Raw genomic sequence first — 13,849 nt, forward strand, 5'->3', positions numbered from 1 at the left:
TAAGTTAAGGTAATAATTAAAAAGCGGTAGAAACTAAAAACCGCCAAACAAAAGACAGGAGGTAAAAATGGATAAATGCTTAGAGAAAAAAGGTATGCCTCTTCTTGGAGACTCTTTTCCTGAGATGGAAGTCCAGACAACAAGAGGTAAAAAGAATTTACCAGGCGACTATAAAGGCAAATGGTTTGTCTTATTTAGTCACCCGGCAGATTTTACACCGGTATGTACAACAGAATTTGTTGCTTTTCAGAAAAGGTATGATAAATTTAGAGCTCTCAATTGCGAACTTATTGGTATGAGCGTAGACCAGATTTTTTCACATATAAAATGGGAAGAGTGGATTTTAGAAAATATTAAAATAGAGATAGAATTTCCCATCATCGCTGATACAGGAAAAGTAGCAGAAATGCTCGGACTGGTTCATCCAGGAAAAGGTACCAACACTGTTAGAGCAGTCTTTGTTGTTGACCCTGAATCAAAACTTCGCCTAATGCTTTACTATCCTCAAGAAATAGGCAGAAATATGGATGAGATAGTCAGAATAGTTGAAGCATTACAAGTAACCGATAACAATAAAGTTGCCGCACCTGCAGATTGGCCAAACAATGAAATAATTGGCGGGAATGTTATTATACCTCCTCCAACAGATGTTGCCGCTGCAAAAGAACGTCTTGAAAAAGCCAAGAGTGGCGAATTCGAATGCTATGACTGGTGGTTCTGTCACAAAAAACTGTAATACGAAACAGTAAAATTTTTTACAGACAAAATAAAAAAGGCGGGGAATACATAAACTTAAAACCCCGCCTTTTTTTTTATATTACTCTATCACGGTATTAAGCGCTCTCTCCTCTAAATTGAAAGAGAAACCTTTTACAGCATCATAAGATATAAGATATGAATACTCGGTATCTGGCTTAAATTCTTTTTTATAGGTCTCTTTATGTTCTTTTATTTTCTCTTTCTTTGAGCCAAGAAATATATTGATAAGACCAACTGGCTCTTTAAAAAGAGAATAGGTAATCATAATATCGTAAGTACCTTTTTCAATATAAAAACTCTCTTCTTCTTTTGTTTTAGATTGAACTTCTTTTGGTGTCCACTCTTTATCCCCAACTTTCTTAATCTGAAACGAGACAGATATAGACTCACCTTCACCAAGAATAATGTTAGACTCTTTTTCGGTTGTCTTAGCAAGTGCTAAAACTATATTGGCTGGCAAGCTTTGTCTTTTAGCTTCTATTTGAGCAAGTTTAGTTTTGGATAAAATAGGTTTTTCAATTTTAAATAAAGAGGTACGTTTCTGTTTCTTTTCATCCTCAAAAGTTTTTTTAATAACAGAAGTCTTACCCGACATAACTAAAACTTTAAAAGTATCAGCATACAAACCGCTTACAAGAATTATGGTATGCAACCCAGTAGAAAGATCTTTTATTGTTACAGGAGGTTTCTCAGAAGTTTTATATCCATCAATATAAATATCTACATCAGTCCAATCAGTGATAATAGAAACATTCCCGGTTTTTGTTCTCTTTCTTGATGTTGCAACAGATTTAGATTTTTGTTTCTCCATAGCCAAATCCACAAGAGTAACCTCATTCTGCAGAATTTCAATCGTTTCTGTTTCAGATTCATACCCAGAAAGAATCGCTTTCATAGTATGTTTTCCTGGCTTAACAGTTGTAAGTAAAGGGGTTTTACCTATACTTTTACCGCCAACCTCTACTGAAACACCTTCAGGCACACTTGTTACTCTTAAAAAACCTTCTTGAGCAGATAATTTTGTAATACTAAAAAGCATAAACGATATAAGACCACATACAATTATTTTCTTCATATATCCTCCTTACTATTGTTTTTACCTTGCTTTGCTGACGCCTTTTGCTTGTCTTGCGAGGAGCGTTTTATTCCTATAGTTTTCAAAGGAATTGCGACGTGGCAATCCTCGTCTTTATCCTATACACTATTGTTTATTCCCATTCCTTTTCCGCCTTCGGCGAGATTGCCACGCTAAGAGGCGCTCGCAAAATAAACTACAAAAGACGGAATGGGGGGGCTGTTAACAAAAGGTTCAGCCCTTTTGTTCTTATACTCTGAGCCTGTTAAGCCCTTCGGAGATGCTTGTTATGCAGAAGGGTGAGTTCTCAGAGTGCCCGATTGTGACGTAGAAGGTGTATACGCCGTAGTACCAGAGTGAGTAGACACCACATACTTTTTTACCCCCATTTCCTTTTCCGCCTTCGGCGAGATTGCCACGTTACGAAGCACTCGCAAAGACGGAACGGGGGGTAGTGAAAAACGAGATTCCGGATCAAGTCAGGAATGACATATAGGGGCAACCCCATCCTTTCTCAGTACGTCTTTCGCTTTTTCTTAGCCTGCTAACAGCCCCTCAGAGAAAGGCTTGTCCCGAGTACCCCGAGGGATAAACTCATCTTTTATCCTTAACATTGCACCATAGCACTTATTAATAATTTTCAGCCAGCAACTCATAATAAGACTGAGGATGTTGGCAAGCGGGACACAATTTTGGTGCCTCGTTTCCTTCGTGAATATATCCACAATTGATACAATGCCATTTTACAGAAACAGGTTTTTTAAACACTTCACCCTTCTCCATATTTTCAATAAGCTTTCTATATCTGGCTTCGTGAAACTCCTCAACCTCCGCAATCTCTTCAAAAGAAACACTTATTTCATCAAAACCTTCTTTTTTTGCTGTTTCTGAAAAATCTTTATATAGAACACTCCACTCCAATTTTTCGCCTTCTGCCGCTGCCAAAAGATTTGCTTTAGTATCACTTATTACACCTGCAGGATATTCTGCTGTTATCTCCACATCTCCACCTTCAAGATATTTAAAGAAAACTTTTGCGTGCTCTTTCTCATTTTCAGCAGTCTCATTAAAAATACGACTTATCTGTTCATACCCTTCTTTTTTTGCAACACTGGCAAAATAGTTATACCTATTTCTTGCTTGAGATTCCCCTGCAAAAGCTTTAAGCAAATTTTTTTCTGTTTGAGTCCCTTTAATTGATTTACTCATAATTCCTCCTATACAATTTTTTTATAAAACCATTCTATTACTTTTCAACCTTCTCCATTGGTTCACCACAGCAGACCAACTCACCTCCACCTGCCTCTAAAACCTCAACAACATTTCCACATATCTCACATTTCCATACTTCACCTTTTTCTTTTACTGGCGCCATTTTTATCCCTCCTGTTCTGTTAAAAATATTTCTAATATATCATAAACCTTTTTTAAACTTGGTATCTCAACATATTCATCGTCTCCATGATGATATTTCCCTGTTGCACCAAAATCTATTGCAGGTATTCCTGCAGTAGAAAAATATCTTCCATCGGAGGCACCATACCTTCTTGCAAGTTCGCTTTTACTAATCTTTAAAAGTTGTTGTAAATACTTATTATTTTTATCTGTGTAAAGAGTTGGAGTGTACCAAGACTTAGCAATTTTACAATTATTTTTTTTTGATATTTTCTCAACAAAACTTATTATTTCTTTTGGGTCATCTAGTTTTGAATATCTAACATCAAGGTACATAATGGCATCATCTGGTACCTTATTAAAAACGTCCCCGCCTTTCATTAAAGCAAGATTAAGAGATTTTTGATATTTTTCATCTTCAGAACTTTCTTCAGTTATAACAGGGAACCCTTGTTTTACTTCTTTATAAGTAGATATAAGTCTTTCTAAAGCATTAACACCTTCCCAAGGAACAGAACTATGTACAGACTTCCCTTCTGCTGAAACGATGATCCTCAAAGCCCCTTTCCTTTCATAAATAATTTTATAATTGGTAGATTCAAGAACTATCACAAATTCTGCTGAATACCCCTTCTCAACAAGATATTTTGCTCCATTCATACCCCCTATCTCTTCATCAGAAGTATATATTACAGCAAAATCTTGATTTTTAAGGTTCTTCATTAACATTAAAGCAACTGCACAACCAGCTTTCATATCCAGCGCTCCTCTTCCATACAACTTATTGTCTACAACCTTTGGAACAAAAAGTTCTTTTTTAGCTGGCACAACATCTATATGACACAGAAGGATAAACCTAAATTTTTTTCTTTTGCTACCTTTATATAATATAAGAGATTTTTTGCCTTCCTTCTCATATTCTTCTATATTTACGGTATCATCTTTCAGAAAATCTTTTATATACGCATAAGCTTTTTCAACCTCTTCAGGTCTATCTTCTGTAGTGGCAAACGAAACAAGCGTAGAAGTAACATCTAAAAGTTCCTTCTCTATATCTGAGCCCCTCATTATACCTCCAAATTAGAAAGTTAAGACATTAAAATACTTATGTTTTTAGTACACTAAAAAGACTCCAAAAGTATAGAATAACACAGCTATACAAAAAAATCAACAAAACGAATTGAAACATAGCAAATTATATAAAAACGCCGATTTCTTTCACCTTCTGCCCTCGTAGGGGCTCCCCCCCCATTCCTTTTCCGCCTACGGCGAGATTGCCACGCCAAAAAACGGCTCGCAAAGACGGAATGGGGGGGCTGTTAACAAAAGGTTCAAGCCTTTTGTTCTTATACTCTGAGCCTGTTGAGCCCTTCGGAGACGCCCTTTGTGCAGAAGGGTAAGTTCTCAGAGTGCCTGATTGTTATGTAGAAGGTGTATGCACCGTAGTCCCTGAGTGAATAGACACCCCATACTTTTTTCCCCCCTCACCTTCCATCCTCTCCCTCAAGGGGAGAGGCAAATAGAAAAGTTTGTCTTTGCGAGTGATGAAGGTGGTACCTCGGAGTATTTTGCGGAGGTCTAGCCTTCATCTTACTCAAGTTTAGTGAAAAGAAATATCCCCCCCTATATGTCATTCCGGACTTGATCCGGAATCTCGTTTTTACGTTATGCCTATTACCAACGTGGGTTACATTAGAGATCCTGAAACAAGTTCAGGATAACAAAATTGAGCGTTTGGGCGATAAAATGAGCAAGTAGAAGGCTAGCCCCCCATTCCGTCTTTTGTAGTTAGTCTTGCGAGTTTTACCCGCCGAAGCCAAGGTATACATTCGCGCATTATAGGGGAAAACAACCTTTTATGTTAAACTATATCCTTATTTAAAATAATAGACAAGAGAGAGGGTTTATGCTTAAAACGTTTAAAAAAAAGTTTTTTAACAGATGGAACGGAGAAGTCGGTTACAGACAAATTCTTATATTGTCTTTCCCTCTAATCCTTTCTACAAGTTCTTGGTCGATTCAGCACTTTGTTGACAGGGTTTTTCTTTCTCGGTATTCAACCGATGCAATCGCCGCATCGATGCCTGCAGGACTATTAAACCATTCTTTACTAAGCATCTTTATTGGTATAGGTGCTTTCATAAACACCTTTGTAGCACAATATTATGGTGCAAAACAGTTCAAAAACATTGGCGCTATCGTTTGGCAAGGAATCTATATATCAATATTAGGTGGAATTTTCAACCTACTCCTTATACCTCTCGCCCCTTCTCTCTTTAGATTTATAGGACACGAACATTCCGTTCTTATTAACGAAATATCTTATTTCCAAATTTTATGTATTGGTGCTTTCCCAGCCATAGCCTCTTCCTCTTTTTCAAGTTTCTTTTCTGGTAGAAAACACCTCTTTCCGGTTATGTGGATAAATTTAATTCAAACAATAATAAACATACTTCTTGACTATTGTATGATTTTTGGCAAACTTGGTTTTCCTGAACTCGGAATAAAAGGAGCAGCACTGGCTACTGTTATCTCTGGATATATCGCTTTTTTTCTATACTTTCTTCTCTTTTCAGCCCCTAAATATAGAGACATATTTTCCACTCTTAAAAACTGGAAATTCAATCCTTGCCTATTCAATAGACTTGTATATTACGGACTACCCAGCAGTTTACAATTTTTTATTGATTCTTTAGCACTTACAATATTCATTATGTTTGTCGGACGTCTTGGCAAAATTGCACTTGCTGCTACCAATATAGCTTTTAACATTAGTTCATTAGCCTTTATGCCAATGATAGGTATTGGAATAACAATTAGTATACTCGTTGGGCAAAATCTAGGAAAAAACGACCCAAATACTGCAGAAAAAAGTGTCTACTCTGGTTTTCATTTAACAATTTTATATATGGCAACAATGTCCTTTTTATATATCTTTAAGCCACATATATTTATAAATCCATTCATACCATACACAACTGCAGGGAATTACAAAGAAATATATACTATGTCAGTTATATTATTAAAATTTATTGCATTTTTTTCTATCTTTGACACAATGAACATTGTTTTCCTTTCTGCGTTAAGAGGTGCTGGTGATACTCACTACATAATGAAAATAATGCTTATATCTTCAATATTGCTTCTTATCATCCCATCCTTCATTGTTATCAATATTTTAAATCTCGGCATTTTCTCTGCTTGGATAATTATTACTTTTTTTGTAACAATGCTTGGGCTAATGTTTTTTATTAGGTTTAAAAAAGGATATTGGAAAAACATAAGAGTAATAGAAACAACTTTATCATAAAACCAATAATGAAAAGAATATTGCGCTCTCTGCTCTCAAAAACAGGTTCAAAAAAAGACAAAGATAACCACGCTATTGTTGAGAAAGCCACTACTGTTGCAACCATCAACAGACGGCAATAAGGTGCCAAATACTTGTTTACAATTTTAAAAATCCTATTGACAAATATTCTTTTTTGCATTATACTTCTTTATATGAACAGGATGAATATGAAAAAAACAATATCTATTATATTCGGTATATTTTTTATATTAGGCTTTTCATCTGTTTTTGCAGGTAACAATGTAATATATGTAACAAAGAGTAATGATATCAGCAACCTAACAATTTATGATATCCAGACAGGTAAAGCAAAAAAACTGACACATTTTCAAGATATTGGAGAGATACATAGCACCTCAGTAAATGAAACAGGAGATACCATTCTCTTTACAAGACCCTCACCCGCAAACGGCAGAAACAATTCTACTATTTGGTCAATAAATACTGACGGAAGCGGACTTTGCGATCAGATAAAAGGAGAATTTGATTTAGATTTTAAATACGCAGGAATCTCTCCCGATGGAACGCAAATCGTATACTCAAAAAATAGTATATCTTACCCTGATATATACCATCTTTATTTAAAAACACCCACAGAAACAAGATGGTTAAGTTCTGGCATAAGCAATGTTAGAGAATGTGCTTATCCGTTTTTTATAAACGATAACCAACTCTTATTTCTTATTATCAACAATCAAGATAAAAAATATGATTATTACTCAATCAACACTAACGGAACTGGACTTACAAACCTAACAAAGAATAACAAATACAGCCCTTATTTCCCTAAACTTGGGCGACCTTACCTAAACAACACAAAGAATAAACTAATTTACGGTAAACAGATGCGAATAGCAGGTGAATATACAAAATGGCAAATCAACATTCTTGATATTTCTACTTCTTTAGAAGAAGTGGTATTTAACAACCTCTCCTATCCAAACATCCATCCAGATAACCAGCCGGATCCACAACCTTTCTTTAAAGATGGGGAGATAGGGTTTATTGGTACTCAAAACGGCACAGTATTTAACCTCTATTTTTCAAACGTAAACGCAACAAATCCATATCTGGAAAGAAAAACCTGCTCAAAAAAAACTTATTTACCAACATTTTTTACAACAGAAGAACCACCAACCCAATGGGTCTATGAATCAGCAGGCAGAGTAATAGTGAGAGATGAGAACAGTTTAGAAAACGATATTACATCAGGGTATTCTCCCATCTTCAACTGGAAAGGAACCTCAATAGCATTTAAAGATAACGAAATTAAAATGAAAAGATTAGGAGGAGCAATTGATACTATAATAGATACTAGTACCACCTCAGATTTCCCTGCTTTTTCTCCTGACGGCAAATGGCTCGCTTATATTAAGAACAACGATATCTGGGCACAACCAATAGATTTATCCAACCCACAACAACAACTAACAAACTCACCCTTTATTGAAAAACAGGACTTATCTTTTTCTCCTGATGGTCGTTATATTCTATATACAGGCATTGATAACAACAATAAAATTATATACAAAATGCCCATCTCAATAACATACGAAACCACCCCTTTAATAAATTCTGTTGGGTTACCAGTCAACTTAACATCAAACACAAGCGATAACTATAACCCATCGTTCTCTCCTGACGGGTTAAAGATTGCCTTTATTTCTACAAAAAACCAACACCCAGAACTATGGATAATGGATTCGGACGGCAGAAACCAACAAAAAATAATATTTTCTTATTCTGCACCAACCAACCCCTCTTATCCACAATTTTCGCCTTACAACCCAGATATTATAGCGTATCTTACAGATGTTCCATCTAAAGTTTTTACTGTAGATATATCTCAAGAAATTAAACAAGGTAACCTAATATACCCACAAATCAATACTTCAAACAGATTTTCTTATGCTAAAACACCGTCCGGGAATATTGATATTAAAAGAAACCTAATTTTTGATACATATTGCCCCGGCACTATCTTAAAATATACTATTGATATTGGAATCAACAGCAAATTAATCCCTACAAGTTTTCTTGTTGAAGAAACTATCCCAGATATTTGGATTGTTGAAGACGTTAAAATAAACGGAGTAACATCATCAAATATAGACATAACAACCTCTGGGGATAAACAAACCATAAGATGGTTATTTGGTAGTGGGGATATATACCTCACAGATTCGCAGATTGAACTAACATTAAACTTTAATGGAGATTCTTTAGGGAACCAATATTGGCTTACTGGTGGTTTGACCGTCTTTGATAAAAAATATCTTACAACAGGAGATTCTCATATTTCACTCGGAGAACCGTACATACCTGTTGATACCAATACAGACTGGAAGATAGATAGTCTTGAACTGTTAGAAACAATCGACCTTTGGGCAGATAACCAGCAGATTAAAGGGTGGCCTATAAATACAGAGGATTGGGATTTTTTACTGTTAAAAATAATAAGTTTTTGGGTTAACGAAGAAGCAGGGGGATATAGATACAAAACAGGTGGAAATACACCTGATTGGGAAATAGTCCCTTAACACCCCTGAACTTTCATAAAAAGGAGACAACGACAATGTTTCATAGAAAATTTATGCCTTTATTTATCGCAATATTCATTCTTATAGCAGGTTCTATTTTTGGTAGTGATGGCAATTTTAATATACTTTCTGCAGATACTGATAAGGTTTCCATAGACTACCAGTTTGATGGGTACACAGTTACTCAAAAAGACGGGTTCCATTATTTCAATCAAGACAACTGCCAACCAATTCTTGATGAAGGAGAACCCTTGATACCGGTAAAAACTGTTAGGATACTTATCCCAGAAGGAAAATCTATTGATAAAATAAAAACAACCCAGGCCAACATTAAATGCAAAGGGAGTTACAACCTAAATACTGTTCAAAAAAGTTTACCAATTGGGCAAGAACCAACTGAAATAATCACTTTTTCTGGTACTTTCCCAAAATCCTCCTACCAACTGCTCGCCACTACAAGATGCAAAGGGTATGATATTGCTGTTATAAGGTTGTTTCCTTTTAGTTACAACTCACATACCAGGTCGGTCTCTTATACAAACAACATAAACCTTGAGGTTACTTTTAAAGAAGAAAGACGTGTTAAAAGTTTTAATCAAGACTTAAAACCGAGAGGGCTTAAAAAAGATATGGAGTACATATCAACACTTGTTGACAACTCTTATTCTGTTGAAAAATATACCAGAACAAAACGTGCTCTTACTAAAAATTCTCAGACCTATGAATATATAATCATTACTAACTCAACTCTTAAAACTGCTTTTGAACCTTTTGCTGAATTCATAAGAAGCAACAGAGACCTTACAGTTGGCATATTTGATATAGACGATATAACCACAAACATTAGCCACATTAACTACCACGAAGGCAGAGACAAACAAGAACAGATAAGAAACTTTATTAAATACGCTTACGCAAACTACGATACCCAGTATGTTCTACTGGGTGGTTATGCGAGAATTATACCTGTTAGATACCTCTACCAGATTGAAAAGGATATTAATGGCAAGTGGGTTATTGAGATAGTTCCAGGAGATATTTATTATAGCAACCTTGACGGTGACTGGGATAATAATAAAAACGACAATTTTGGTGAGCGCCCTATACCCGCTGAACAAGGTAACCCCTCTATACCCGGCGATGGTGAAGACGGTGGCTATGTAGACACTGAGGCAGATGTTTTTGTTGGTAGAGCCCCTGTATGGAATGTAACCGATTTAGAAAACTTTACAAAAAAGGTTATGCATTATAATACCACCGATAACTGGAAACTAAAAACCGCTGGATTTATTGGGAAAAAACTTAGTATAGTTGAACCAACTTGGGGTGGAGACGCTTTAGACGGAATAATAAGGGATATTATGCCAGATGATTGGGATGTAAGAAGATTCTACCAGAGAGACAACACATTTACTGTTGGAGCAGTAAAAAGATTTATAAACCAAGGTGCTCAAATATTAACTGGGCTTGCCCATGGTGGTGCTGGTTCCTGCAACGGATTTAGTATCTCTGATATCCGTTCTTTGAGGAACGAACACTTTTTTATAAACTATTCTCAGTCCTGTCAGAGCGGACATTTTGACCACCCATCAGACGGACCCTGTATTGCCGAGTATATGGTTAACGAACCTTATGCGGCTGTTGCTTTTATAGGTAACGCAAGGTCTGGATTTTACCACCCAACAATTCCAGAAATTGGACTTTCGAACGTGTTAAATAAGGAGTTTTTTAACCTACTTTTTAACCATAACGTTACTATTCTTGGAGAGGCATACCATAAACATAAAGATAATTATCGTAGTGGTGGTGGTTCATGGAAACTTTATTATTATATGCACCTTTTTGGGGACCCTTCAATGCCCATAATGGAGCCTCGCATTTCTCCTTCAGATTTTGCCAAAGGGTCAACCTACTTTGTAAAAGATAACAATATCTGGAAATATAATCTTGAAACAAAGAAACGCGAACAACTTACAAAATTTCCTGCGGGTTCTGGAGATATCCAAAACCCCAGTTTAACAGAAGATGGCGAAAAAATCTTTTTTACAAGAGTTGATTCTGGAAATAGTAGACTATACCAAATAAACCCTGATGGTAGCGGTGAAGAAGATTTAACCGACCTTTACGACCTTTCTGCTCTAACAGTTGACCAAGCAGATGGCGTCTTAAGCCCCAGCGGAGAAATTCTTGCTTTTGTTGCTAAAGATTCATCAGACCCTAACGGTGGAACTCAGTTATGGGTAAAAGAATTAACTGGAATTGGCGGGTTACGCAAATTAACTTCTAATAACTGGAACTGCTCTTATCCTACTTTTGTTAGTGATACTTATCTACTTTTCAAAACAAAGAATATACTCGACAACTATGAAGATTACTACCTTATAACTACAGTCGGAACCAACCTTACCAACAAAACCGAAAACAACCACCCAAACAATCAATTAGGCAGACCATCTTTAAATAAAGAAAAGACAAAAATAATCTACGGTAAACGTATATGGCATACTGGTTACTGGATCATATACACACAATCTGTCTGGGAGGGTAGTGCAAAGTCTGAACTTAGTATCAATGAAACTGACCCACGAGACCCTATGCCTATTTTTGTTACAGATAGAGAACTTATTTATAGAGGAATTTCAGAACTCACTGGAGAACTCAACTTATATCATACAGTTTTTAATTCAACAGCACCTCAATCTGATCCAATACCTCTTTCTCTTGATGCTATATACCCTCAATACTTTTCTTTATTACCAAAACCATCTCAATTTGTTTATGTTAAAAACAACCAGATTTATCTACGAACAGATAAAGGAACAGACCTCCAATTAACAGATACTACCAACTCTAATAACGACCCTACTTTTGATTTTTATAGTGTATATATTGCTTATTCAGGGAACGGAATTTGGGTAATGAGAGCAAACGGCACAGACACAACTCAGATCGAAGAGACTTTTGAAGCAAGATACCCTGCCTTTTCTCCTGACGGTAATTGGGTTATATATGTAAAAAACAATGATATTTACGCAAGGAAAAAAGATAAAACAACTCAACCTCAAAGATTAACCAATATGCCTTCTTACCAAAAATCAGACCTCTCTTTTTCCCCTGACGGTAAAAAAATTCTTTTCACTATGGTAAGTTCAAAATATTTACAGATATACACACTACCTGTAACCATATTTGACAACTCAATTCAAGTGAACGATTCTCCCTTTGCACTTACTGATACAACCAACTTGAACAACTATCATCCTACTTGGTCGCCGAAAGGAGAACAGATAATCTACATATCAACCCAAACAGGTTCACCTGCAATATTTACAATGTTGCCTGATGGCACAAATAAAGAACAACCAACATTCTCCAAAATACCAGAAAATCCATCTTTTCCTGTATTTTCACCTTACTCTGAAAACAAAATATCCTATATAAACAATGGACAAATCTGGACAGCATACCCAAGTAATCAATATGAAGAAATGATTTCTCCTGCTATCAGCACAACAAAAAAATTTAGTTGGGTTCAATCACAGACAAAAAAAATTCAGACTAAACGCCAATTTATACTTAATCAGGCAGACCCTTCAACGGAATTTACATACAATATAATTGTTACACCAAACCTACTAACCCCTGCAACAAATATTGTTTTAGAAGAAACCTTACCTTCCATCCCAGACGCAGGAACAGATTGGACTTTAACAAAAGCATACTGGAATGGAGAAGAACTGATGCCTTCTAACGGTGCTACAACTGGTAAACTTAAATGGGCTTTCGAGGCTGGTGACATTCCAATATATACAGAAGGAGAAGTAGAGATTCCTGCTGGAACAATGACTCTCACAGTAACTTTAACAGGTGATGGTCCTATAGATAGTATTAGAAGTCTTAATGGTGGAGTTACTATAATAGGTGATAAATTTTATTCAACATCTGGAGATACCTATATTAACATTGGAGAACCCTATATCCCAGCTGATATTAACGGAGATTGGAAGATAGATGATAAGGAACTTCTTGAAGCAATCGACTATTGGGCAACCAACACCAGAATTGGCGGATGGCCAGTAGATACTAAAGATTGGGATATGTATATATTACATATTATAAATTTTTGGATAAATGACGGTTATGAATATGTCCCGGGAGAAGATCGCTGGAAAACAAACTAACCCTTCTCCGCCCCACTCGCCTCTCCCCTTGGGGGAGAGGATGCAAGGTGAGGGGGTCTTTAAATGTATGAAAAGAAAAAATATAGAAAAATGCAGAGCAATGCGTAGGAATCAAACAGACGCAGAAAGAAAACTCTGGTGGCTATTGAGAAACAGACGACTTGCTGAAGTAAAATTTAGAAGACAAGTTTCCATAGATAAATACATTTTAGATTTTTACTGCCCAAAATATAAAATTGGTATATAAGCTGACGGTGGGCAATATTACGAACCAACAGAAGAAGAGAGAGATAAACAAAGAACAAAAAAATAATAAGGATAAAGACGAGAATTGCCACGTCGCAATTCCTATGAAAACTATGGAATAAGGCGCTCCTCGCAACGCCACAAAACGGCGACAAGGCAAGGTTACTGAAACATGTTTAGGATGGTAAAATGAAAAAGAGACTTCCTTCCCAGGAGGTTATGGCAACAATAACGCTGCCATAACCTTTGTAATCGCTTTGATTACAGGGTATTATAAAAACAGTAATTTATTAACCCTTAA

9 protein-coding genes are annotated in these 13,849 nt (G+C 36.0%); 5 read left to right on the forward strand and 4 right to left on the reverse strand.

The genetic code is table 11. The features are described from left to right. Positions 1-67 precede the first annotated feature (67 nt). Positions 68-736 carry a peroxiredoxin gene (locus M0P98_07700; protein MCK9266737.1) on the forward strand — a complete coding sequence of 223 codons (669 nt, stop codon included), beginning with the start codon at positions 68-70 and terminating at the stop codon, positions 734-736. 81 nt (positions 737-817) lie between these two features. Here M0P98_07700 and M0P98_07705 read toward each other — a convergent pair whose 3' ends face one another. The 4 genes from M0P98_07705 to M0P98_07720 all read right to left on the reverse strand — a co-directional run bounded on the left by M0P98_07705 (position 818) and on the right by M0P98_07720 (position 4,297). Beyond that, a complete protein-coding gene (locus M0P98_07705; protein MCK9266738.1) occupies positions 818-1,834 on the reverse strand; it encodes a PEGA domain-containing protein in 1,017 nt (338 codons plus the stop codon). Positions 1,835-2,464: 630 nt separating this feature from the next. Continuing rightward, positions 2,465-3,043: a rubrerythrin family protein gene (locus M0P98_07710; GenBank protein ID MCK9266739.1), complete on the reverse strand. Its 579-nt coding sequence runs from the start codon at positions 3,041-3,043 to the stop codon at positions 2,465-2,467. Positions 3,044-3,080: 37 nt separating this feature from the next. Beyond that, positions 3,081-3,209, reverse strand: coding sequence for a desulfoferrodoxin FeS4 iron-binding domain-containing protein (locus M0P98_07715; GenBank protein MCK9266740.1), 129 nt, complete (start codon positions 3,207-3,209; stop codon positions 3,081-3,083). Positions 3,210-3,211: 2 nt separating this feature from the next. Next, on the reverse strand, positions 3,212-4,297 hold the full coding sequence (locus M0P98_07720) for a M20/M25/M40 family metallo-hydrolase (protein ID MCK9266741.1): 1,086 nt from the start codon (positions 4,295-4,297) through the stop codon (positions 3,212-3,214). Positions 4,298-5,135: 838 nt separating this feature from the next. Here M0P98_07720 and M0P98_07725 point away from each other — a divergent pair. The 4 genes from M0P98_07725 to M0P98_07740 all read left to right on the forward strand — a co-directional run bounded on the left by M0P98_07725 (position 5,136) and on the right by M0P98_07740 (position 13,549). Next, complete coding sequence (locus M0P98_07725) at positions 5,136-6,539, forward strand: MATE family efflux transporter (GenBank protein ID MCK9266742.1); 1,404 nt, start codon at positions 5,136-5,138, stop codon at positions 6,537-6,539. A 209-nt stretch (positions 6,540-6,748) separates the two neighbouring features. Then, positions 6,749-9,121 carry a DPP IV N-terminal domain-containing protein gene (locus tag M0P98_07730; protein ID MCK9266743.1) on the forward strand — a complete coding sequence of 791 codons (2,373 nt, stop codon included), beginning with the start codon at positions 6,749-6,751 and terminating at the stop codon, positions 9,119-9,121. A 35-nt stretch (positions 9,122-9,156) separates the two neighbouring features. Then, positions 9,157-13,302 (forward strand): C25 family cysteine peptidase, encoded by a 4,146-nt coding sequence (locus M0P98_07735; GenBank protein ID MCK9266744.1) that lies wholly within the window; start codon positions 9,157-9,159, stop codon positions 13,300-13,302. Positions 13,303-13,369: 67 nt separating this feature from the next. Further along, entirely contained in the window at positions 13,370-13,549 is a 180-nt protein-coding gene (locus M0P98_07740; protein ID MCK9266745.1) for a DUF559 domain-containing protein, read from the forward strand. Positions 13,550-13,849 lie beyond the last annotated feature (300 nt).

The sequence above is a fragment of the bacterium genome, from assembly GCA_023230585.1.
Lineage (GTDB): Bacteria > Ratteibacteria > UBA8468 > B48-G9 > JAFGKM01 > JALNXB01.